The 22,092-nt window shown below is 64.7% G+C and carries 25 protein-coding genes; 12 read left to right on the top strand and 13 right to left on the bottom strand.

What is annotated here, in order from left to right; translation table 11 throughout:
* Window positions 1-4: 4 nt before the first annotated feature.
* The 4 genes from C437_RS18950 to C437_RS18935 all read right to left on the bottom strand — a co-directional run bounded on the left by C437_RS18950 (window position 5) and on the right by C437_RS18935 (window position 2,943).
* Window positions 5-391 carry a DoxX family protein gene (locus C437_RS18950; protein ID WP_004518627.1) on the bottom strand — a complete coding sequence of 129 codons (387 nt, stop codon included), beginning with the start codon at window positions 389-391 and terminating at the stop codon, window positions 5-7.
* Between the two features lie 33 nt (window positions 392-424).
* Complete coding sequence (locus C437_RS18945; protein WP_004518626.1) at window positions 425-1,339, bottom strand: cation diffusion facilitator family transporter; 915 nt, start codon at window positions 1,337-1,339, stop codon at window positions 425-427.
* A 46-nt stretch (window positions 1,340-1,385) separates the two neighbouring features.
* Window positions 1,386-2,273 carry a Rieske 2Fe-2S domain-containing protein gene (locus tag C437_RS18940; protein ID WP_049919893.1) on the bottom strand — a complete coding sequence of 296 codons (888 nt, stop codon included), beginning with the start codon at window positions 2,271-2,273 and terminating at the stop codon, window positions 1,386-1,388.
* A 133-nt stretch (window positions 2,274-2,406) separates the two neighbouring features.
* Window positions 2,407-2,943 (bottom strand): HIT family protein, encoded by a 537-nt coding sequence (locus C437_RS18935; protein WP_004518624.1) that lies wholly within the window; start codon window positions 2,941-2,943, stop codon window positions 2,407-2,409.
* A 243-nt stretch (window positions 2,944-3,186) separates the two neighbouring features.
* Between C437_RS18935 and C437_RS18930 the strand changes: the two genes are divergently transcribed.
* The gene (locus tag C437_RS18930; RefSeq protein WP_004518623.1) at window positions 3,187-3,384 is read left to right on the top strand and encodes a DUF7835 family putative zinc beta-ribbon protein; all 198 of its coding nucleotides are present in this window, start codon (window positions 3,187-3,189) and stop codon (window positions 3,382-3,384) included.
* A 205-nt stretch (window positions 3,385-3,589) separates the two neighbouring features.
* On the opposite strand, the gene map is transcribed toward C437_RS18930, so the two are convergent.
* Window positions 3,590-4,486, bottom strand: coding sequence for a type II methionyl aminopeptidase (gene map / locus C437_RS18925; protein ID WP_004518622.1), 897 nt, complete (start codon window positions 4,484-4,486; stop codon window positions 3,590-3,592).
* A gap of 43 nt (window positions 4,487-4,529) precedes the next feature.
* Window positions 4,530-5,372: an isoaspartyl peptidase/L-asparaginase gene (locus tag C437_RS18920; RefSeq protein WP_004518621.1), complete on the bottom strand. Its 843-nt coding sequence runs from the start codon at window positions 5,370-5,372 to the stop codon at window positions 4,530-4,532.
* A gap of 151 nt (window positions 5,373-5,523) precedes the next feature.
* On the opposite strand from C437_RS18920, the gene icd reads away from it, so the two are divergent.
* The gene (icd, locus tag C437_RS18915) at window positions 5,524-6,786 is read left to right on the top strand and encodes an isocitrate dehydrogenase (NADP(+)) (protein WP_004518620.1); all 1,263 of its coding nucleotides are present in this window, start codon (window positions 5,524-5,526) and stop codon (window positions 6,784-6,786) included.
* 185 nt (window positions 6,787-6,971) lie between these two features.
* Here icd and C437_RS18910 read toward each other — a convergent pair whose 3' ends face one another.
* Window positions 6,972-7,199: a DUF7860 family protein gene (locus tag C437_RS18910; RefSeq protein ID WP_004518619.1), complete on the bottom strand. Its 228-nt coding sequence runs from the start codon at window positions 7,197-7,199 to the stop codon at window positions 6,972-6,974.
* A gap of 81 nt (window positions 7,200-7,280) precedes the next feature.
* On the opposite strand from C437_RS18910, the gene C437_RS18905 reads away from it, so the two are divergent.
* Window positions 7,281-7,505: a hypothetical protein gene (locus C437_RS18905; protein WP_004518618.1), complete on the top strand. Its 225-nt coding sequence runs from the start codon at window positions 7,281-7,283 to the stop codon at window positions 7,503-7,505.
* A gap of 23 nt (window positions 7,506-7,528) precedes the next feature.
* Here C437_RS18905 and C437_RS18900 read toward each other — a convergent pair whose 3' ends face one another.
* Window positions 7,529-8,326, bottom strand: coding sequence for a hypothetical protein (locus C437_RS18900; protein WP_004518617.1), 798 nt, complete (start codon window positions 8,324-8,326; stop codon window positions 7,529-7,531).
* 37 nt (window positions 8,327-8,363) lie between these two features.
* Window positions 8,364-8,702, bottom strand: coding sequence for a cupin domain-containing protein (locus tag C437_RS18895; RefSeq protein ID WP_004518616.1), 339 nt, complete (start codon window positions 8,700-8,702; stop codon window positions 8,364-8,366).
* Between the two features lie 92 nt (window positions 8,703-8,794).
* Between C437_RS18895 and C437_RS18890 the strand changes: the two genes are divergently transcribed.
* Both C437_RS18890 and C437_RS18885 read left to right on the top strand, forming a co-directional pair.
* A complete protein-coding gene (locus C437_RS18890) occupies window positions 8,795-9,319 on the top strand; it encodes a DUF5817 domain-containing protein (protein WP_004518615.1) in 525 nt (174 codons plus the stop codon).
* Complete coding sequence (locus C437_RS18885; protein WP_004518614.1) at window positions 9,316-9,666, top strand: hypothetical protein; 351 nt, start codon at window positions 9,316-9,318, stop codon at window positions 9,664-9,666. The genes C437_RS18890 and C437_RS18885 overlap by 4 nt, the downstream gene beginning before the upstream one ends.
* A gap of 24 nt (window positions 9,667-9,690) precedes the next feature.
* Here C437_RS18885 and hmgA read toward each other — a convergent pair whose 3' ends face one another.
* Window positions 9,691-10,908, bottom strand: coding sequence for a hydroxymethylglutaryl-CoA reductase (NADPH) (hmgA, locus tag C437_RS18880; RefSeq protein WP_004518613.1), 1,218 nt, complete (start codon window positions 10,906-10,908; stop codon window positions 9,691-9,693).
* Between the two features lie 81 nt (window positions 10,909-10,989).
* On the opposite strand from hmgA, the gene C437_RS18875 reads away from it, so the two are divergent.
* The 4 genes from C437_RS18875 to nadC all read left to right on the top strand — a co-directional run bounded on the left by C437_RS18875 (window position 10,990) and on the right by nadC (window position 16,218).
* Complete coding sequence (locus C437_RS18875) at window positions 10,990-12,486, top strand: amidohydrolase (protein ID WP_004518612.1); 1,497 nt, start codon at window positions 10,990-10,992, stop codon at window positions 12,484-12,486.
* A gap of 269 nt (window positions 12,487-12,755) precedes the next feature.
* Window positions 12,756-13,883, top strand: a complete 1,128-nt coding sequence (gene nadA / locus C437_RS18870) for a quinolinate synthase NadA (RefSeq protein WP_170832120.1) — start codon at window positions 12,756-12,758, stop codon at window positions 13,881-13,883.
* Between the two features lie 2 nt (window positions 13,884-13,885).
* On the top strand, window positions 13,886-15,397 hold the full coding sequence (locus C437_RS18865) for an L-aspartate oxidase (protein WP_004518610.1): 1,512 nt from the start codon (window positions 13,886-13,888) through the stop codon (window positions 15,395-15,397).
* Window positions 15,397-16,218, top strand: coding sequence for a carboxylating nicotinate-nucleotide diphosphorylase (gene nadC, locus C437_RS18860; RefSeq protein ID WP_004518609.1), 822 nt, complete (start codon window positions 15,397-15,399; stop codon window positions 16,216-16,218). Before C437_RS18865 ends, nadC begins: the two co-directional genes overlap by 1 nt.
* Before the next feature lie 6 nt (window positions 16,219-16,224).
* Here the strand turns inward: nadC and C437_RS18855 are convergent, their stop codons facing one another.
* Together C437_RS18855 and C437_RS18850 are read right to left on the bottom strand one after the other, a co-directional pair.
* Window positions 16,225-16,716: a pyridoxamine 5'-phosphate oxidase family protein gene (locus C437_RS18855; protein ID WP_004518608.1), complete on the bottom strand. Its 492-nt coding sequence runs from the start codon at window positions 16,714-16,716 to the stop codon at window positions 16,225-16,227.
* Between the two features lie 92 nt (window positions 16,717-16,808).
* On the bottom strand, window positions 16,809-17,543 hold the full coding sequence (locus C437_RS18850; RefSeq protein WP_004518607.1) for a GNAT family N-acetyltransferase: 735 nt from the start codon (window positions 17,541-17,543) through the stop codon (window positions 16,809-16,811).
* 128 nt (window positions 17,544-17,671) lie between these two features.
* Here C437_RS18850 and C437_RS18845 point away from each other — a divergent pair, with 128 nt between their 5' ends.
* A complete protein-coding gene (locus C437_RS18845) occupies window positions 17,672-18,340 on the top strand; it encodes an RNA 2'-phosphotransferase (protein WP_004518606.1) in 669 nt (222 codons plus the stop codon).
* Window positions 18,341-18,389: 49 nt separating this feature from the next.
* Here the strand turns inward: C437_RS18845 and gpmI are convergent, their stop codons facing one another.
* Complete coding sequence (gpmI, locus tag C437_RS18840; protein WP_004518605.1) at window positions 18,390-19,949, bottom strand: 2,3-bisphosphoglycerate-independent phosphoglycerate mutase; 1,560 nt, start codon at window positions 19,947-19,949, stop codon at window positions 18,390-18,392.
* A gap of 160 nt (window positions 19,950-20,109) precedes the next feature.
* On the opposite strand from gpmI, the gene C437_RS18835 reads away from it, so the two are divergent.
* Together C437_RS18835 and C437_RS18830 are read left to right on the top strand one after the other, a co-directional pair.
* The gene (locus tag C437_RS18835) at window positions 20,110-20,502 is read left to right on the top strand and encodes a DUF7522 family protein (RefSeq protein WP_004518604.1); all 393 of its coding nucleotides are present in this window, start codon (window positions 20,110-20,112) and stop codon (window positions 20,500-20,502) included.
* 76 nt (window positions 20,503-20,578) lie between these two features.
* On the top strand, window positions 20,579-21,829 hold the full coding sequence (locus tag C437_RS18830; RefSeq protein WP_004518603.1) for a DNA double-strand break repair nuclease NurA: 1,251 nt from the start codon (window positions 20,579-20,581) through the stop codon (window positions 21,827-21,829).
* The last annotated feature ends 263 nt before the right edge of the window (window positions 21,830-22,092 follow it).

The raw sequence follows: 22,092 nt of genomic DNA, 5'->3' as shown, positions 1-22,092 counted from the left end.
ACCGTCAGTCGTCGCTGTAGGCTTCACGAAGGAACGCTATCGCTCCGCCGAACATCGCGAGGTTCCCGAAGAAGGCCAGGCGCTCGCCGCTCCGGTCGTCCGGATCGGCGTTCCAGAAGTCGTGCATCGTCGGAGTGACGACAGCCAGAAACGTGGCGACCGCACCGGTCGAAACCCGCGGGAGCCGCCAGAGTGCCGTCCCCAGCCCGCCGACCAGCATCATCCCCGATGCCAGCGGAGCCAGCACGTCCGGCGCGGGGACGCCAGCCGACTCGGCGTACTCGATCGCGTCCTCCATATGGCGGAAATCCTCGGCAGCCTGCAGGGCTACGCCGAAGCCGAACAATAGTCGTCCAAGCGCTAGCCAGCTACGTGATGAGTCGTCACCCATATGCTATCAGATGGCACGGCTACTACTAAAACGTCACTCCGGATCAGCAAGCCGTTCTACTTCTTCGTCGTCTTTCCACTCTCCGAGTTCCTTCGGATCGACGTGGATGAACGCATCGTCGACCTCCGGGAGTTCCTCGATAGATTTGATGACCGCCGTCTCGATATCATGGGCCTCGAATAGCGTCAGGTCGCCCTCCACCTCGATGTGGAGGCTCACGTCGATTTCAGGCCCGACGTAGTGGGCGATAACGTCGTGTGCGCCGCGGACCTTCGGGTGGTCGAGTGCTCGGCGAAGGATTTCGCGCCGGAGGTCTTCCGGTGGTGCGCCGCCGACGAGATACGTGACGTTTTCCTGTACGACCTCGATGCCGGTGTAGATGATGCCGATGGCGACGACGAGTGCGGCCAGCGGGTCGGCGATAGGGTAGCCGAGCATCGCACCACCGACGCCGACTAGCGCCGCTCCCGCGGTGAGGATGTCGTTGCGGTTGTCCTTCGCCGTCGCAATGAGCGCCGGGGAGTTCCGGTCTGTGCCTGCGCGGAGACAGTAACGATAGAGAGCATACTTCGCGACGGCAGAGAACACGAGCACGGCCACTGCGGCCGGCCCCTGTGTCACCGAAATGTTCCCAGTCAACAGGGCGCTCCCGGCGTTCCAGAGGACGAACCCACCAGCGGCGAAGATACCCGCGGCGACGAACAGCGAGACGAACGGCTCGATGCGTTCGTGGCCGTGGGGGTGCTCGAAGTCCGGCGGACGCGTCGTCAGGTACAGCCCAGCGACGATGACCAGCGAGTAAGCCGTGTCGGCGGCGCTGTTGATCGCCTCGGACTGGACGGCGAAGCTCCCGGTGGTGAGCCAGACGCCGGCTTTCAGCAACACGAGGAGGAGGTTGACGCCGAGAACGAGCAGGCCAACCCGCCTGAGCGTCGCGCGGCGTGACATTGCTCCCTCGTTGTCGGGCCGCCGTCAAAGCCGCTTCGACACTGAGCTACTCCTGTGGCCGAGGCCGAGACGCGAAGGTTGCCGTCGTTGGCGAAAACGGGTCGTATACTGACTGGTGGCAGTTACAGTACACCTTGTCGGCGGCTTCGAACTTCGCGCTCCCGGACATCGTTTTATACCCGGGATTACAGCAGAGGTGCGTACAGCGGTTCATCCATGCGATGAAATCCGCATCAGTGGCCGCTTTCAGAAACTCACGGAGCTCACCAGCGAGGTCGCTGTACTCGTCTTCACCGGCGACCATCTTCGAGACGACGGGTGTCCGGAGCACCTGCACCTGAATCTCTTTGACGTCCTCACCCTGTGAGCGCCAAGTGGCGACCGCTGGCTTGCCGAGGCCGTCGCTACCGATGTTGTTTCCCCACGACTCGTAGTCCTCGAAGTGTTCGACACGGAGTTTGTCTCCGTCGTCCAGCTGTGATTGCCAGTCATACGCCGTCTTCGACCTGAGGAACCCGTCACGCTCAGGGTCCGGTTCGAGCCCCTCGGCGACTTCGAGTCCACAGTACTGGAACCACTGCTGGGAGTACGTCGCGCCACCAAGTTCTCCTTTGGCGAGACGGAAGGTGTCACCGCCCGCTGTCACTTCTGAGACAGACGGCCAGATTCCACGGAGTGCGCCATCGGATATCTCCAGCGGGACGATCGGCATCGGTCGATTCGCTGGTCCGGCGATATTCTTGATGCCGACATAGGGAACGGTACCGCCGCCGACGCCGCCTTCGTCGGTCGCCGAGTCAACTGCGAGGCCGCCGACAGTCGTCACTCCCGATAGCGCACTGGCGCCGGCCAGTCCTTTAACGAAGCGGCGGCGGCCGGACGGAGCTGGGTACTTATCACGCAGACCGTGATTTGGAGGGGCTTCTTGCGTCATGGGACCATGCGACAGTTTGGTGGCCACTGAAAAAGGCCTACCCGATGCTTTTCAGCTGGCGGAAATCGGCTGTTTCACCACGGTTCTACGTGAAAAACCGATATTTCAGACAGGTCAGCCGGGACGGCCGCGGTTACTCGATTCGGACGGCCCCGTCCTCGGGAACGGTTGTCCCGTCCTGTGACGCAAACGCAGTGTAGAGCCGGTCGTACGTCTCTTCGACGGCTTCGACGATGACTTTCGTGTCACTGATGACCGGCATGAAATTGGTGTCGCCGTTCCACCGCGGGACGACGTGAGTGTGGAGATGGTCGTCAATCGAGCCGCCGGCCGCGGAGCCGCCGAGGTTCAGCCCGGCGTTAAACGCGTCCGGGGCCAGTGCAGATTCAAGAGCGTCGAACGTCCGCTGTTTCAGTCGAGCGTGGTCGAGCAGGGTCTCGTCGTCGAGGTCGCCGTACTCACCAGTGTGGGTGTGGGGAATGACCATCACGTGCCCGGGGTTGTACGGGTAGTTGTTCAGGAGGACAAAGGCGTGGTCGCTTCGCGCCACGAGGTTGTTCGCCCGGTCGTCGTCCTGTGCCTGAAACGCACAGAACACGCAGTCGACATCAGGGTTCCCTTCCTCGCGTTCGACCCACTCGATGCGCCACGGCGCAAACACCTTGTCCATACCGCCACTTGTCGACCCACCAGCAAAAACGACAGGACTGATAGTTCAAAGGTTGTATATAAAAGTGTTGGCCGTTCACGCAGATGGGCCGGTTTCTGTGGCTTTAGGAGTGTGTTTAAACGTTCTCGCCACGTCTACGTCCGTAGTCGACCAAAATCGGCTGCCGTCTGGTGATAAACAGTGCTAAACGGACCAGAACTGAAGGCGGTTTTTATACTCTCTACCCGGTTTGTATCAGACGGGATGGCAGCGATAAACGACGGCGTCGACATGGCTGAACACTGTTCGACGTGTGACCGTGAAACACCGCACGCCGTGCGTGTCCAGATACAGACAGAGTCCGATAAACGCGAAAACGCGGCGTTTTCCCGAGAACCGTACCGGGTCAGCGAGTGTCAGATCTGTGGCACGACCACGTCCACGCGGATGAACAACGCCTGACCATCCCACACACCCCACCCTTTCCGTACGCCACGCGGTCTCTGACTGCGTGGCCACACACCCCCCACCCCACCGTTTCCATACGCCACGCGGTCGCTGACTGCGTGGCCACACACCCCAACCGTTCACACGATTCTCGAAGCGATAGCGCTGCTCAAAAACAGTCGTCCGGTATCACCCGGCGGATTCGAAGTCGGTATCGGGGCTACCGCGAACGCGTCGTCACTTCACAACCGTCCTCGGTGATGATGACGGTGTGTTCCTTCTGGCTGACGTAGGCACCGTCCTGTTCCTTGAGGACCGGATAGCCGTGGACGATGTCTTGCTGCTTCAGGCGGCGAAGCGCCATCTCCGCTCGCGGCGAGTCGAGCCAGCGGGCGGCAAACGGCAGTGTGCGGTACTCCTCTGTGATCTGTTCGAGGACCTGTCGGGCCTGTCGGTTTCGGACCGACCCTTCGCGTTCGAGGGCGAAAATCTCCTCGTCGGCTCCTTCCTGTACCTTACCGCGACCGTCGGTGGCGAACGGCTCGATAGCGACTACGTCGCCCACGTCGAGCGTCGCACCCTGTGCCACCTCGCGGTTCGGGATGTTCGGTTGGGTGTGCTGCTCCCAGTGGCCGAGTCCGTGGCCGGTGAGGTTCACGACGGGGTTGTAGCCGTACCCCTCGATGACTTCCTCGACGGCTGCGCCGATCTGGCCCACGTCGACGCCGGGCCCGGCAACGTCCAGCGCGGCATCCAGCGCCTCTGCGGGGGCTTCGGCGAGTTCGTCCTGTCCAGAGAGGTCGACCGTTACGGCGGTGTCAGCGAGCCAGCCGTCGACGTGGACGCCGATGTCGAGGTTGACCATCTCCTCGCCGAACGTGGCGTCGTCGTCGCGTTCGGGCGTGGCGTGGGCCGCCTCCTCGTCGATGGAGATGTTGACCGGGAACGCCGGCTTGCCGCCTAACTCTCGTATTTTGTCCTCTGCCCACTGGGCGATTTCGAGGTGAGAGACGCCTACCTCGACGCGCTCGGCCGCCTCGTCGCGCACCTGTGCCAGAATCTCGCCCGCTTCGCGACATTTCTCGTACTGCTCGGAATCGAAGTCCACGTCGGTCATGTACGGCGGTTAGTCGGTGGCGGGCAAAGGGGTTTCCCTCTGGCTATCGCCTCGCGGTCTGCATCGCTGCGGTGTTCCGTTCGGCGCCGGTGTGGCCGGCGTGGTCGAGCACGATGACGCCGGCGCGCCCACCAGTAGCGTCTTCGAAGTCCGCAATCGCCTCCTCGGCGGCCTGTCGCGGGCCGTACGTGTCTAATTGCTCGACTGCGTGGCGGGCGAGCCCGAACCGGGCGATGGCCTCCCCCTCGCCGGTCGCGCTCGCGCCGCCGCGGTCGTCCGCGTAGAAGCCAGCGCCGATCTGGGGCACGTCACCGACCCGACCCGCCAGCGCAAACCAGCGCCCGGCGGTCGACGTGGCCGCTGCGAGCCGGTCCCCATCGGTCGCAACCGCACCGACAGTGTCGGTTCCGCTGAAATGCTCACGGACCCAGTCGAGATGGTCGGCGGGGCCACCGTTGGGCGGGTCCGCACGCTCGTATCGTTCTCGCGTCTCTGCAGTCGTGAGGTCACGACCGGTTTCGACACCGATGCCCCCCGCGAACGCCACAGCCTCGTCACCGGCAAGGAGGACGTGTGGCGTCTCAGTCGCTACAGTGTGGGCCACGTCCGCAGCGTGTACAACGCCAGACATTGCACACGCCGCTCCGGTCTGGCCGTCGTGGGTCATCAATCCGGCGTCAGTCCGGACCTCGCCGTCACTCTGGACGGCCCCGCCGACGCCAGCGTTGAACGCCGGGTCGGATTCGAGGGGCCGAAGCGCAGCCAGTACCGCCTCCATCGGACGCTCCGTCTCCGACGCCTGTTCGGCAGCATCGGTGAGTGTCGCCTGCCGGTCAGTCGGCGAGTCAGGGGGGCTGCCCGCGCCGCCGTGGACGATGACGTGCATGCAAACCCATTGTCACACGGAAGGCATATCACCTCCGGCTGTGGCGACGGTAACGTATCTGTAAGCGGTCGTGGCCCTTTCTTTACGCACTGTGTTACCACGTCTGAGGCAAAGCGGCACGCCTTTAGGGGCGACTGTCAATTGGCGGAATATGGGCTACGATTACGACAAAGTGGAGGTTCCCGACGAGGGACAGCAGATTCAGGTCACGGAGGACGACGAACTCGACGTTCCAGAGAACCCGATTATCCCCATCATTCACGGGGACGGTATCGGAACGGACGTCGGTCCGGCCGCACAGAAGGTGCTCGAAGCTGCCGCGAACGCTACCGGTCGTGACATCTCCTGGATGCGCGTCTACGCCGGAGAATCCGCCCGCAACAAGTACGACGAGAATCTGCCCGACGACACCGTCGAGGCCATCAAAGAGTTCAACGTCGCTATCAAGGGCCCGCTGACAACACCAGTCGGCGCTGGCTTTCGCTCGCTGAACGTCGCGCTCCGAAAGACGCTCGACCTCTACGCGAACGTCCGCCCGACCTACCACATCGAGGGCGTCCCGTCACCGGTCAAGGACCCCGAGGAGATGGACATGGTCACCTTCCGGGAGAACACCGAGGACGTCTACGCCGGCATCGAGTGGGAGGCCGGCACCGACGAGGTCGAGGAGGTCAAGGAGTTCGTCGAGGACGAGATGAACTTCGACGAGACCATCCACGACGGCCCGGTCGGTATCGGCGTCAAGCCGATCACCGAGTTCGGGACCAAGCGCCTCGTCCGTGAGGCCATCGACTACGCCCTCGAAGAGGACCGCGACAGCGTCACGCTGGTCCACAAGGGCAACATCATGAAGTTCACCGAGGGTGCTTTCCGTGACTGGGGCTACGAAGTCGCCGAAGAGGAGTACGGCGAGCACGTCATCACCGAGGACGAGCTGTGGGACGAGTACGACGGCGAGCAGCCCGAGGACTCGCTGGTCGTCAACGACCGCATCGCCGACAACATGCTCCAGCAGCTCCTGACCCGCACCGACGAGTACGACGTCATCGCGACGATGAACCTCAACGGGGACTACATGTCCGACGCCGCCGGCGCACAGATCGGCGGGCTCGGCATCGCCCCCGGTGCGAACTTCGGCTCGGCCCGCTGTCTCGCAGAGCCGGTCCACGGCTCTGCCCCGAAGTACGCCGGCGAAGACAAGGTCAACCCGACCGCGATGATCCTCTCCGGCCGCCTCATGCTCGAATACATGGGCTGGAAGGACGCCGGCCAGCTCGTGCGTGACGCCGTCGAGGAGACCATCTCCTCCGGCAACGTCACCTACGACCTCGAACGCCAGATCGAAGGCGGCAACAAGCTCGCCACCAGCGAGTTCGCCGAGAAGGTCGTCGAGAACATCGAGAAGCTCTCGTAGAGAGCTTCTGGGCTCTGGCGACGAAGCCGCCAGAACATCGAGAAGCTCGCGTAAGCGAGTCACGTAGACCACCCGAAATCTGCTTTTTTGTAACACGTTCAGTCCGAGACTGGCGGACATGCTGTCGAGCGTGGAGCTGTGGCTCGGATGTGGTTTGGTATCGAGCGTCGCCGGTCCGAGAGGCGTTACTCCGTCAGCGGAAGGACCACGCCGAACACGAGCGGCGAGAGGAGTCCGACGAGAATACCGAGCATTTCCATATCGACCAGCAGCGTGTCACCCCAGGCGGGGAGCGTCCCGAGAACGGCGCTCCCGGCGACCTCTCCCGCGATGCCGAGGAGGAACAGCCCCGCTCCGAGCATGAACCCCCGCTTTGCGAGTGTCGCGTAGTCTGCGTTCAAGTTTTGGCTCATACAGGTCCGTTCTCGTGGGCCTACTAAGCTTTCTCGGATCGAAAAAGCTACAAGCGCGTTCACACTGATAACTGTCAATACATGGTTTCAGAATCAATTCCAGAGCTACTCGAGCTTCTCCTCTCGACGCTTCTCGCAGCCGGACTGACCATCGGCGGGGCACTCACCGAACAGGCCGCTCTGGCCGATCTCTCCGGTGGCATCTCAGCCTTCGCTACCTGGGAGCTGTACATGGGGCTGGTTCTCCTGTACGCCGGGTATATGCTCGCCTCGCGCAAAGTCCTGCCCGCGCTCGGTAGCGCCTAACGCTGTTCTCTGCAGGTAGTCAGCTATTCCTGAAGCGACCGCTGAGTCGCATTGGCGACCCACTCCGGCTGTCTCACTGTCGTCGACCCGACGTGTTGTAGCCGCATCGCTTGCGTAACACGAACCTGCCGGTCGCTTCGTTCAGCGTCGAAAACCAGCCGAAGTGCCACAACGGTACCGTCATGGCTGATGCGGAGCCGGACGGAGACATTGTGCGGGTCACTCACGAACAGCGGCGTGTGGAGCCTGTCGGGGTTGGTGAAACGAGTCCCGACGAGGACGACGCCGCCGTCACTCCGGTCGGCAACGGAGAGAGCAACGGCTTCCCCGATGCCACGTATCGTCCGGCGCTCTGAGAGGTCCGAGACCGGACCGTCATCGCGGACTGGCCACGTGACCTGATTGCGCCGGTTCGCTCGATTGTCGTACTGGGCCGCGACGATGGAGCCGTTGGTCCAGTAGTCAATGCGGGTGGTGAAAGTGTTCAGCTCCGTGCCGTTCTGTCGGAACTGCCCTGCGTACGTCGTCTTGTTTGCCGCGACGTAGCGCGTGTGGTTGGTTGTCCGGAGCACTGTCCCATTGCTGTCAGTGACTCGCTGGCGAGTGACCAGCGTGTAGTTCGTTGTCGCAAGCGTCCGCGCGTGGGCGCTGGCCAGCGTTGACGGAATCACTGCGTCGTCGCTCACACCCGGCGGATACCCGACCCCATCGGTCGGCACCGCTGCCGGCGTGACCGTCTCGGAGCGGTCCGGCTGGACGAATCCCGAGCACCCGGCGAGTACGAGCGCGAGCGTCACGATGGCAGCCACTGCCCGAGTCATTGACTGTCATACGGTCGCAGGACTCAAACAGTTGTGGTCAGTCTTGCCAGTCCGGGTTTGTTCTGGGCGGACTGAACACGTCGATGCCACGGACCGGCTCTTCCCCGTCGTTGCGCGCCTTGTGTGGTTCCTCGCTCGGGACCACGTAGGAGTCTCCGGGGCCGATGACGTACTCCTCGCCGTTGACGTGGAAAGTAAAGGTCCCTTTCACGACATAGCCGACCTGCTCGTGGCGGTGGCTGTGTTCCGGGACGGCCGCGCCGGGTTCGATATGGAACTGCTGGACACTCATCTGCTCTCCGACGGCCAGCTGCGTCAGGTGAACGCCGTCGACTGCCTCGACTGTCTCACAGGCCGCCTGTGGCACTTCTTCCATGCTCGGCTATGTCATGTCCACCGCACCTAAGCCTTCGTTCCCCGGCATCGGACGTCGGTGGATTCAGTACCGTCCGGCCCTGACAGAAGAGCATGTACGCGGTCGTCGGGTGTAGTGATTGCAGCGCGCTGTGGGTCACCGAGGGCCGGCCGGAGACGACCCAGTGCCCGCGGTGTGGTACGCGCCGTAAACACGAGAAGCGACGGAAGTTCGTCGAGACGGACGACGAGGCCCACGCCCGCGAGGTGCGGGCATCGATGCTGGCGAACCGGCAGGGGGAGGACGACGCCTTCGCGGCGTTAGATTCGTACGCCGAGATGGAGCGACAGGTCGACGACGCGGGTGTGGACGACGAGACGTACCTCGAAGAGTCGGGGGTCGACACTGACGCCGTGTCGGCGGCCGCCGAACGCGTCGAGCAGGGGGCGACCGGCGGGTCAAGCCGCAAGGAGACGGTCACGAACGCGCTGCGGGAACTGGACGAACCGACCGAGGACGATATCGTGGCCTACGCCGAGGAGCGCGGCGTCCCAGCGTCGTACACCCGGAAGGCACTGGACAAGCTGCTTCGTGCCGGCAAGGCCTCGGAGAGCCGGGGGCAGTACCGGCTTCTATGACCGCAACACTGGATTTCGAACCCGGACCGGTCGCGGTCGGCACGCTCGTCGGCCTCTCGGGACTGCTGTTTCTGCTCACGCCGGTCGTCGAACCCGTCGCAGTCGGCTCGTTGCGGGTGAGCACAGTCGCGCTCTCGGCGGTCGTCTTGACCCTCGGGTTCACGCTGGGAACGGTCGTGTTCGCCCGGCGGGGCCGGCGGCTGTTCGCTATCGCCCACGGCGTCTTCGCCGTCGCGTGGGCACTGCTGGTGCTCGGGCCGCTGCTCGGTGAAGAGGCGCTCTTGCTCGCTGGCGTCGTCGTACTCGTTGCGGGTGCCGGCTTTCTGGTGAGTCAGAGCCGGCAGTGATAGCGCCCCGACGCGGAAACGGCGCTACCGCCCGAGATCGGCGTGGGCCGACGAGAGGTGCCGGGATGAGAGTGCGGCAAGAAGCGAGAGTTCGCCGGCCAGCGCGCCAGCGGCGATGACCTCCGCGAGCGCGTCGGCGTTACTGCCAGCAGGGTCGCCGCCGCCGCTGTAGCCAAGCACGTCAAGCGCCTCGGACTGGGTCGGCAGGCCCGTCCCGCCGCCGACGGTGCCGACCTCCAGCGACGCGATGGTGACCGAGGCGTACAGGCCGTCCTCGCGGGCGTCGACCGTCGTGATGGCGTTGCTCCCCTCGACCACCTGTGCGATGTCCTGTCCGAGCGCGAGGAAGGCCGCGGCGACGACGTTGGCGGCGTGAGCGTTGAACCCCAGCGCGCCGGCCTTTGCCGACCCGACGAGGTTCTTGCGCGTGTTTGCCTCGACGATAGCGTCGGAGGTCGTATCGAGCCGTTCTTCGACCTGTTCGTGGGGAATGAGCACGTCCGCTGCGACGGTCCGACCGCGGCCCTCGACGGCGTTGATGGCGGCGGGCTTCTTATCCGAACAGAGGTTGCCCGACAGCGCGACGAGGTCGGCCGGAGTTTCGGACTCGACGATATCGCAGGCCGCTTCCGTCGCGATGGTGGCCATGTTCATGCCCATCGCATCCTTCGTGTCGTAGGAGAACCGCAGGAAGACGCTGTCGCCGACGACGTAGGGCGTCACGTCCTGCAGTTCGCCGTGGCTCGTGGTCGATTCGGCGGCGTCGGCCAGCGTGTCGACGTGCTCCCGGACCCAGGCCGACACCTCCCCCGCCTCGGCCACGTCTTCGACGCGGAACACCGGCGCGCGTGTCATCCCGGATTTGAGGACGCGAGCGGTCGCGCCGCCGGCGTTGCGAATCGTCGAGACGCCACGGTTGACCGAAGCTAACAGCGCGCCCTCGCTGGTCGCCAGCGGGAGGTGGTGGTCGCCCTCGGCGGCCCCGCCATCGACGGGCAGCGGGCCGACGACACCCATCGGGACCTGCGCCGCGCCGACCATGTTCTCGATGTTGCTCTCGGCGGCGGCGGCGTCGAAGGTGTAGTCACCGACTGCAGAGAGGTCCGCGTCGGTTTCCTCAGCCAGCAGGTGTCTGCGGGCCGCCGCCGCGGTGTCGGGGTCGGCGTGGTCTTCCAGTTCGTAGCGCCGCAACTCACCGTCACGAACGCGCTCTGCGAGCGCGACGACGTCGGAGTCAGTCATACTGACCGATGTGGCTTCGGGACTCCTAACAGTTGCTCTTGGCGGGCCAAGCGTTTTGCAGTCGCCGCTCCCGGACTCTGTATGGTCGACCGCGTATTCACGAACTGTGAGGTGCGGCCGCTGTCCGGCGACGACCCGGCGTCAGCGGTCGCGGTGACGAACGGGACTGTCACCGCCGTCGGTGACCCGGACAAACTCTCGACCGCAGGTGCCGAAACTGTCGACTGTCAGGGCGGCATCCTGCTGCCCGGCTTCGTCGACGCCCACACGCATCTGGATATGGTCGGTCGGCGTGCAGTCGAGGCGGACCTCGCCGGGGCAGACGGCCCAGACGACTGCATCGGCCGACTGTTGGCGGCTGACGACGGTGAGGGCTGGGTCTTGGGCTTTGGCTACGACGAGAGCGACTGGGATGGAGACTTGTTGCAAGCGGCGACACTGGACAGAGTGAGCACTGAGCGCCCGGTCGTGGCCGCGCGCGAGGACATCCACACGGTGTCGGTGAACCACGCCGCGCTGGACGCCCTGGACCTGCCCGACGACAGCGTCCGGACCGAGGACGGTGCCCCGACTGGCGTGCTCGTCGAGGAAGCCGCCGAAGCTGTCTTCGACGCAATTGTGCCCGACTACACACAGACCCGTGAGTACCTGCTGGCCGCACAGGAGGTGGCGCTTTCGAGGGGGATTACCGCTATACACGACATGGTGCGACAATCTCATGCCCCGCGGGTGTACCGCGATCTGGACACCGAGGACGCACTCTCTCTGCGGGTGCGGCTCAACTACTGGGTGGACCACCTCGATGCAATCAGGGAACTCGGGCTGGTGACGAACCACGGGAGCGACCGGGTCCGAACGGGCGCGATTAAGACCTACATCGACGGGTCGCTCGGGGCCGAAACCGCGCGGCTCCGTGACCCCTACGCAGACAGCGACAGCGTCGGCGAGTGGCGGACGGACCCCGAAGCCCTCCGGGAGCTGGTGTCGGCAGTCGACGACGCGGGCCTCCAGTTCGCCGCCCACGCCATCGGTGACGCGGCTATCGACGCGCTGCTTTCCGCCGTCGAGTCGGTCGACGCCGCGGACGAGCGCCACCGTGTCGAACACGCCGAGGTTCTCACAGGTGATCTGGTGGAGCGACTGGCGGCGTCGTCGCTGGTCGTCTCGGCGCAGCCGAACTTCCACCGCTGGGCAGCCTCGGGCGGCCTGTACGATGAGCGACTTGGTGAGCGCCGGTCGTTGACGAACCGGTTTCGCGATCTCGTGGACGCCGGCGCACAGCTGGCCTTCGGGAGTGACTGTATGCCGCTGTCGCCGCTGTACGGCGTTCAGCAGGCTGTCACCGCGCCGGAGCCGGGCCAGCGCCTGACAGTTGACGAGGCACTCCGGGCGTACACCAGCGAGGCCGCGTACGCAGGCTTCGACGAGGACCGCATGGGAACGGTCACGCCGGGGGCCGCCGCGGATTTCGCCGTCCTGTCGGCCTCTCCGTGGGACGTACCGGCCGACGATATCTCGGATATACCCGTCTCGCTGACCGTCAGCGACGGCGACATCGTGTTCGAATTCGGGCAGTAAGGCTGACAGACAGCAGTATCGAAGCAGCACGCTTCCTGTTTCTCGGTAACAAATAACATAATTCGACAATCACGGATATAGAAGCAGTTAGCTCGCCAAAACCGGATACAAAAACTGATACACCACCAACATCGTGAACAGAACTAGATTGGCCACCAACACCAGCTATATAATTCTCTCCGCTGCCAACCTACTTCTTTGAAGATAAAATCTTTTCACGGAGCAGTTACGAAGTGTGAGTACCCACAGGTGGATACATCGTGCCCGAAATGGAAACCGCCGCGTTCGAGACGGACCTCAGCCTCTTCAAGTACGACAACCTCGAGCAGCTCCCGCCAGCGTACCGGGACCTCGATGCGGACGAGCGGACTGAGCGCATCGAGAGCGCGCTCGAGACCCTCGGTGACGACGTGGTCATCCTCGGCCACAATTATCAGCGTCAAGAGATTGTCGAACATGCCGACTTCATCGGAGACTCGTATCAGCTCTCCAAAGAAGCCGCCCAGTCCGACGCCGACTACGTAATTTTCGGCGGCGTGACCTTCATGGCCGAGTCGGCAGACATCATCACGGACGACGACCAGTCCGTGATCCTCCCGTCGATGGAGGCGTCCTGCCCGATGGCCGGGATGGCCGAGGCGCTGCAGGTCGACGCCGCGTGGGCAGAGTTGACCGCAGCACTCGACGACGACGAGGAGATCATCCCCATCACGTACATGAACAGCTACGCCGACCTGAAGGCGTTCTGTGCCGAGCAGGGCGGGCTCGTCTGTACGTCCTCCAACGCGCACAAGGCCTTCGAGTACGCCTTCGAGAAGGGTGACAAGGTGCTGTTCCTGCCCGATAAGCACCTCGGCGAGAACACGGCCCACCGACTCGACATGGCCGACGAAACCGTCGAGTGGGACCCGTGGGACGCCGAGGGCACCGACGCCGCCGACGCCGTCGAGAACGACGTCATCCTCTGGGAGGGATACTGCCAGGTCCACGAACGCTTCCGCGAACACCACATCAAGTCCATTCGCGAGGACTACCCCGACGCGAACGTCATCGTGCACCCCGAGTGTCGCCGCGAGGTCGTCGAAGCCGCAGACGTGTCCGGCTCGACGTCGACTATCTGCGAGTCCGTTGCCGAGGCCGACCCCGGTGAGACGTGGGCCATCGGCACCGAGATACACCTCACCCACCACCTCCAGCGGTGGCACCCCGACGTGAACGTCGTGCCGCTGTGTGGCGACGCCTGCATGGACTGCAACGCCATGCGCCAGATCGACCCGAACTACCTCGCGTGGGTGCTAGAGGAACTGGTCGCGGGCCGTGAGCGCAACGTCATCGAAGTCGCGCCCGAGGAGAAGGAACTGGCACAGGTCGCGATGGACCGAATGCTGGAGATCTAACAATGACAGACGACCCGATTACGACTGACGTACTCGTCATTGGTTCCGGTATCGCCGGGCTGGCGGCGGCCCTGTCCGCAGCCCGTGACGGCGACGACGTGACACTCGCAACGAAGGCGACCCGCCCGGAAGGGGCCTCCTCCTGGTGGGCACAGGGCGGCATCGCAATCTCCCGGGATACCCCCGAAGAGTTCAAAGAAGATATCATGGCCGCCTCCGACGGCACCGCCGACCCTGACGCGGTCGACGTGCTGGTCGAGAACGCCAACGCGGCTGTCGAGGACGTGCTGCTGGAGACCCTCGATGTTGCCTTCGACCAGAACGGGTCCAGCCACGACTTCACCCGCGAGGCTGCTCACAGCGAGGACCGCATCCTCCACGTCGACGCCTCGACAGGCAAACACATCCACGTCCCCTTCCTGAACTACCTCGATGACCACGACGGCGTGGAGATTCTGGACGATACCGCCGCGCTCGAACTCATCCGTCACGAGGGTCGGGTCCACGGCGCGATGCTCGAATCCGACGGCGCGGTCGACCCCTACTTCGCCGGCAGCGTCGTTCTGGCGACCGGCGGTATCGGCGACCTCTACCCGCGGACGACGAACCCCGACAACACGACCGGGGACGGCATCGGGATGGCGGCACTCGCCGGGGCCGAGGTCGAGGACATGGAGTACGTCCAGTTCCACCCCACAGCCTGTACTCTCGATGGTGAGATAGCATTCCTCGTCAGCGAGGCCGTCCGCGGCGAGGGCGGCCTGCTGCGCAACGGCGATGGCGAGCGGTTCATGCCCGACTACCACGCGGACGCCGAGCTCGCGCCCCGCGACGTAGTTGCCCGAGCGGTCAAAGCTGAACGGGAGGCCACCGGTGAGGTCACGCTGGATGTCTCGCCACTGGACTTCACCGAAGAGTTCCCGAACCTCGCGGACCGCTGTGCGGAACACGGCATCGACCCGGACGGTGGCATCCCGGTCGCGCCCGCCGAACACTTCCTCTGTGGCGGCATCAGCGTCGACGACCGCGGCCGAACGACGCTGGACCGACTCTACGCTGTCGGGGAGTGTTCCCGAACCGGCGTCCACGGCGCGAACCGCCTCGCCAGTACGTCTCTGCTTGAGGGGCTAGTCTGGGGCCTGCGGGCCGGCGAAGACGCCGCCGGGGCCGAAGCTGACCCAATCGAAGCGCCGGAGTTGCTGGAACGGGACCCGGACCTGCCCGAGCGGTTCGCCCGCGACAAGTTCCAGCGGCTGACCCGCGTGATGGACGAGAACGTCGGCGTCGAGCGCGACCCGGCCGAACTCCAGCGCGCAATGGCCGTCCTCCGCCGGCTCAAGGGCGAAGTGGACGCGTACGTCCGCACCCGGACCAGCCGGTCGCTGTACGAACTCCGCCACGCCAGCGTCACCGCCCTGTTGATTGCGCGTCATGCCGCCGAGAACGAGGAGAGCGTCGGCACACACAACCTCGTGGGCGCGAACGAGGACCCGCCGGAGTCCACGGCCGACTGATGCTCACCGACAGCGACATCGAGCGGTGGCTCCGCGAGGACGTGGGCCACCACGACGTGACCAACGACGTGCCCGGGACGACGACGGGGCGTCTGGTGGCGAAGGAAGCAGGCGTCGTTGCAGGCCTCGACGCCGCCACCGCGGTGTTCGAGTATCTGGACTGTGCCGTGGAAACGCCGCTCGCCGCCGGAGATGCGATCGACGCCGGCGATGAAGTGTTGCGAGTCGAGGGACCCGCGCAGTCGGTGCTCCGCGGGGAGCGCGTCGCCGTGAACATCACCGGCCACGCCTCGGGCGTGGCGACGAAGACCCGAGTCGCCGTCGACGCCGCGGCCTCGGCAGACGCTGACGCCGACACTCGCATCGCCGGCACGCGCAAGACGACTCCGGGGTTGCGCGGCATCGAGAAGCGAGCGGTGTCGGCCGGCGGCGGCGACACCCACCGGCTGGACCTCTCGCACATGGTGATGATCAAGGACAACCACATCGCGGAGATGGGGCTGGTTGACGCCGTCGAGCACTTCGGGCAGCGGGCCTCATTCGCCACGAAACTCGACGTGGAGGTCGAGACGCCCGAGGACGCCCCGCGGGCCGCCGAGGCCGGCGCGGACATCGTCCTGCTCGACAACATGACACCCGCCGAGACCGAGCGGGCCGTCGACTTCGTGGCGGCGGCCGAGGCCGACGCGCTCACCGAGGCCAGCGGCGGTATCACAGTTGAGGACGTGCCGACCTACGCTGAAACAGGCGTGGACATCATCTCGATGGGGGCGCTGACCCACTCCGCGCCGACGCTCGATTTCTCCTTCCGGACGGGCTGAACCCGGTCAGTCCGGCCGGCTCGACGAGGATTCGGTCCTGAGTTCAGGCGGGAGTTCGAGTTGCTTGATACCGGCGCGGTCGTCGATTCGGAACCGGTACAGCGCTGTGGCCTCCGTCTCGGCCGCCCGTTCGAACATGTCTGGTTTCCAGGAGGTGTCGATCTGTTCTTCGAGTGCTGCACGTTCGTCATCAGGGACTCGCTCGATTGTCCCCGTCAGCAGGACGCTGCGCCAGTTGAACGTGGTTTCGATGTTGTAGACGAGAAACTGAGCGACGTCTGCGCGGTCGCTCGCCGTCACTTTCTGGCTGTCGGCACCGAGGACGTAGACGAAATAGAGCGTGGACTCGCCGTCGTACCAGAAACTGAGCGGGCACAGTAGCGGGGCGGCGTCGGTCGGGACACCGAGCACGCCGACGCTTTTCCGTTCGAGGGTCTTTTCGATGTCCTCGCTATCCATCTGGAGCATCCCGAAGTCTTCCAGTTCGGCAACTGTCATGTCCGCACTTGTCGGCAGATAATCATAAATCCACAGGGCGCTGTCCTCGGACTCTCTGTCCGGCAGGTCGCGGTGGTTGCCTGAAATTCGACTCAGTCCAGCCGGCGAGCGAGCATCACCTCGTCGACCAGTTCCCCGCTGATTTCATAGTGACCGTCGCGGATAGCCTCGACCGTCCAGCCGGATTCTTTCAGAAAGTCGATAGCTCGCTCGTTCGTGGCCGGAAGGCTGTTGTACACCTTCCGACAGCCACGGGTGGCAGCCCATTCGACCCCGCGGTGAAGCAGGTGACTGCCGATTCCATGGCGGCGGTAGGTCTCCATCACACCGAGGGTGAGTTCGGCCGTCGACGCGAGTTCGTCCACCTCGGACATAGAGACGTGGACCCAGCCGACGACATCGTCGTCGACAGTAGCAACGAACACGACGCGACAGCGGTTAGGACCCCAGCGGACGAGCGTGTCCTCGTATGCCAGTTGCTCGGCAACGCCAGCTGCGATGAGGTACGGCGCTTCGCTGGTCACGTCGCGGATCGTGCCGACGACGCCGGAGAGGTCCGATGGCCGGGAAGGCCGTATCTCGTAGCTGACGCCGGCCTCGTAGTGTTCGGCCGTCTCGCCCTGATGGAGGGCAACCGTGAGCTTCCCCTCTTCGGTGGTCTCGATGAGGTCGTCCCGTTTGAGAATGGAGATGTGGTGCTGGAATCGCTCGGGGTCAACGCTGATGGCTTCGGCCACCTCGGCGGGCGCGACAGGGCCGTTCCGTTCCACAAACCGATACACGTCAGACCGCTCGCCACCGAGTTCGAGGTCTGTTGGGGACGGCATTTCGCTATGGCTCACTGTCGACTGTATTCACTTGAAGCTACCCGGACGCTGGGGTGGAGAAATCAGGGTAATCTCGGCCGAAATCCGTCCACGTGACGTTTTTGTGTGGTCGTGGCTCATTCTCGACCATGCCAGACGCGGTCCGTCGCTGTCCCGAGGATGGCTTCTTCGAGGGTGATACCTGCCCGGTCTGTGATGGAGCGGGGATTGATGTTCTCGACGGTGCACGGCGGCGACAGCTCTCGAAGTTCATCTCGGGGGCGCTCAGACACTTCCCCGAAGACGCGGGCATCGACGTAGACGAGGCAGGCTGGACACCATTCGAGTCCCTCCGCGCCGCAGTCGAGCGAAAGTACGACTGGGTCGACGGCGAGGCGCTTTCGGGTGTCATCGCCACGGACCCGAAGGGACGGTTCGAGCGAGCGGGAGTCAGCGACGAGTCAAGTGAGGGAGCGGCTGGCGGTCGCGTTCGAGCGGCGTACGGACACTCCGTCGACGTCTCTCTCGACGCGACCGACGACCCGGTCCCGCCGACGCTGTATCACGGGACTGCCCCGCGGAACGTCGAACCAATACGCGAGGATGGACTGAAGCCGATGGGCCGCCAGACGGTCCATCTCTCTGACTCCGCTGGAGCGGCCCGCGAGGTGGGGCGTCGCCACGCCGATGACCCCGTCGTGTTCGTCATCGACGCCGCGACGATGCAAGCCAACGACTGGTGGGTCGTCAAACGGGGGGCCGAGACGTACACGACCGACCGCGTGCCGCCGCAGTACCTCTCGCTGCTGGGAGAGTAGCGCCGTCGCCCCTCCCACTACTCGAAGACTAGCGTGGTTGCGCCGCCCATTACTCGATGAGCGGCGTGCCGGTCATCGCGGCCGGCCGGTCGATATCCATGAGTGTGAGCATCGTCGGCGCGAGGTCGGCCAGCGTCCCGCCGTCGCGGGCAGTCCGGCCACCGGCGGTCCCGTCAGGGGAGAGGTAGATGAACGGGACGGGATTGGTCGTGTGGGCCGTGTGCGGGTCCTCGACGGTCCCCATGTCGTCAGCGTTCCCGTGGTCGGCACAGATGAGGACGTGGCCGCCGGCGGCCTGAATGGCGTCGACCAGCCGGCCGAGCTGTTCGTCGACGGCCTCGACAGCGGTCACCGCCGCGTCGAAGTCGCCGGTGTGGCCGACCATATCGGGGTTGGCGAAGTTCAGGACCATCGCATCGGGGTCCTCGGCCTCGATGAACTCGATGGCGGTGTCGGCCAGTTCCGGCGCGCTCATCTCCGGTTGTAGGTCGTAGGTCGCCACGTCGGGGCTGTCGACGATTTCACGACTCTCGCCGTCGAACGCGACTTCCCGCCCGCCGTTGAGGAAGTAGGTGACGTGGGGGTATTTCTCCGTCTCGGCCAGCCGAATTTGGGTCTTCCCGGCTTCCGAGAGCACCTCGCCGAGCACGTCCTCGGGCTGATTCGGTGGGAAGGCGACCGGCAGGTCGAACGTCTCGTCGTACTGGGTCATCGTCACCAGCCGGGTGTCCGGCGATTCGGTGTCAGCCCCCCAGTCCTCGGGCCGGATATCGCCGAGCATTCGGGTGAGTTGCCGAGCGCGGTCAGACCGGAAGTTGAAGAAGATGACTGCGTCGCCGTCTTCGAGGCCGGCGTGGTCGCCGACGGTCGTCGGCTCGATGAATTCGTCGGTGGTGTCGCGGGCATACGATTCCGTGGCCGCCGTGACGGCGTCGTCGGCGTGGTGGTCACCCTCTCGGTGGACGATGGCGTCGTAGGCCCGGCGCGTCCGCTCCCAGTTCTGGTCGCGGTCCATCGCGTAGTAGCGGCCGCAGACGGTGACGACGTGGCCAGTTCCGTGCTTCTCGGCGGTGGCTTCGAGGTCGGTGAGGTAGTCCTCGCCGCCGGTCGGCGAGGTGTCGCGGCCGTCGGTGAAGGCATGTGAGACGGCGTCGGTTCCGCGCTCGCCGGCGAGTTCAATGAGCGCGTGGAGGTGATCCTGATAGGAGTGAACGCCGCCGTCGGAGACGAGGCCCATGAAGTGAACTCGGCCACCGTGTTCCTCGGCGTACTCGAAGGCCGATAGGATCGTCTCGTTCTCGAAGAAGGGCGGGTCCTGTGCCTCGTCGTCGGGCGGTGACTCGCCTCGCGAGCGGGCGATACTGTCGCTGACGCGGGCGGAGTCCTGCTTGACGACACGGCCGGCCCCGATGTTGAGGTGGCCCACCTCGGAGTTGCCCATCTGGCCCTCCGGGAGCCCGACCCGGCGGCCGTGGGTCGCAAGCGTCGACGCTGCGCCTGCGTCTCGGTAGCGGTCGAAGTTCGGCGTGTCGGCGGCGGCGACGGCATCCCGGACATCGTCGTCCGGGTTCAGTCCCCAACCGTCCAGAATGATGAGTCCGGCGTCCATACCCGGTGGGTCACGCGACCGGCCTAATACACTGTCGGTCAGTCCCGAACGTGACGGTCGATAATGCGAAATTCGGTAGTTCTGGTGCTGCTATTCCCCTGCTATCGTTGCTGGTATCGGGAACCCTGAAATTAAGAGGGTGGCCCGCCTTCGGTCGGGCATGACTCGAAACATTCTCTCGGACGATCTGGCCGACGCAATCGTTACGACAGCCCGGACGGCGACGGGCGACTCCCTTCGCTCGGTGACGTATTTCACTCGTGCGAACTTCGAGCAACTCTATCTGCGGGAGGACCTCGAACAGGACGCCGACCTCAACGACTTCGTCGGCCACGAGTGGCAGGGGTACAAACAGACGAAAAACGCCTACCAGGAGTCAGAGCTGGGTGATTACCGTTTCACCGTGCGCGCGTTCTCCAACGGCTACCTCCTCCGGGCGACGACAGAGCGGCATGGCGTGCTCATCACTACAGACGGACTGACGATGCAGTCCTACGAGGAGATCGCTGAAGCCATCGAACGTCTCCTCCGCGAGGAGTCCGACGAGGAGTAGGCGACAAACAGCAGGGAGTCAGCGCCGAATCGGTGGGTGACCAAAGGATTATACCCGTGCCCGCGAACGCACGGGCATGACGCTGGACCCGGTCCACGTCGACGGAATCGCCAAGCTCGCCGGGCAGGTGCGCGAGACCGTCGAGACGAGCGACCAGGAGGCGGCCGCCGAGGAAGTGTGGGACAGCTTTCTCGACCCGCTATGGCAGGACGGGACGAAGATTCTGGAGCCGCTCGACGAGCAGCGCCGCCGAAAGGTCCCCATCGAAGACATCGCGCTGGCGGACCCGCCGTTTCCGACCCAGCACGGCCTGGACTCGGGCAGCATCAACCCCACGACGTTCAAGAACGGGCTGGTGCTGGACGTGGCACAGGCGGCGATGGGCAGCGTGCCATCCGACGTCGAACTGCACCGTGGCCGGACGATTATCATGGCCGTCCACTCGAACGACGCGACGCTGGGGTTCGACGGCGAGTGGCAGGGCGGGGACCGCGGCTACGCCAAGCGGCGTGTCCTCGACGTGCCACAGGTCGACCGCTACGAGCAGCGGGTCGTCCACGCGCTGGCGCTGTATCTCGCGGAGAGCCAGCACGCGCTGACAAACGCCGATATGGTCGAGGACCTGTTCATCCTCGACGGGCCGATCTACCCGACCGGCGTGCTCCGCTGGGCCGACCGCGACACCGAACTGGCCGACCTGCTCGCGGAGGACGACCGGCCCAAGACGGTGGTGAACAACTACGTCGACCTCGTCGAGCGGTTCGTCGAGCGGGACGTGCCGATGGTGGGGTTCATCAAGAACTCCTCGACAAAAGCCCTCACACGGGCGTTACGTCGCAAGACCAACGCGCCGTGGGTGAACGACACCGCCTTCTTCCGCCGAATCCTTGAGCGCCGCGACAACGAGGGTGAGCGACAGACGGACTGTCTCACTGCGACGAACTGGTTCCGCTCGCGGGGCGGCACTGACGGCATCATGGCCGCCGACGGCGACGCGCTGGGCATCGAGCGGTCGCTCGACCCCGAGGCCTACGAGGTGACGTTTTTCGTGCTCTACGACCCCCGGTCCGACCTCGTGTTCCGCGTCGAGGCCCCCTATGCCTTCACCAAGGACCCGGAGTGCCGGGCGAAACTCACACGGCAGATACTCCACGACGTGGCCCGAGAGCAGGGCCCGCCGCTGGCCATCGGGAAGGCCGACGAACTGGCGAAGATCGACCGACAGGGCAGCGAGGAACTCACTCGACGCATCGAGCGAACGTTCGAGACCGACCGCGAGCGAGAGTACAACGATATCCGGTGGGGTGCCGTCGAAGAATCGTTCTGAAGTGGCTAGTCGCGGCGGGCGAGGACGATGGCGTAGAGGATTGACAGTAGCCCGATGCTCTCGGTCAGGCTGCTCGTAATTAACGCGGGCGGGACGACACGGACCGCCGCGAGCGTACGAGATACGGGTGGCGGATTCGGTGGGTTTACTCCCAGTCGTTAGTCGTGAGTCACATCGTCCAGGGCCTGTTTGGCTCCTCAGTGTGGTGAGTAACTTGGGTAAGTACCAGTTGAACTAATCGACTGTTCATATCCCATCAGCGT

This window comes from Haloarcula vallismortis ATCC 29715 (assembly GCF_000337775.1).
Classification (GTDB): domain Archaea; phylum Halobacteriota; class Halobacteria; order Halobacteriales; family Haloarculaceae; genus Haloarcula; species Haloarcula vallismortis.
This window is presented reverse-complemented; position numbering and strand designations above follow the sequence as displayed.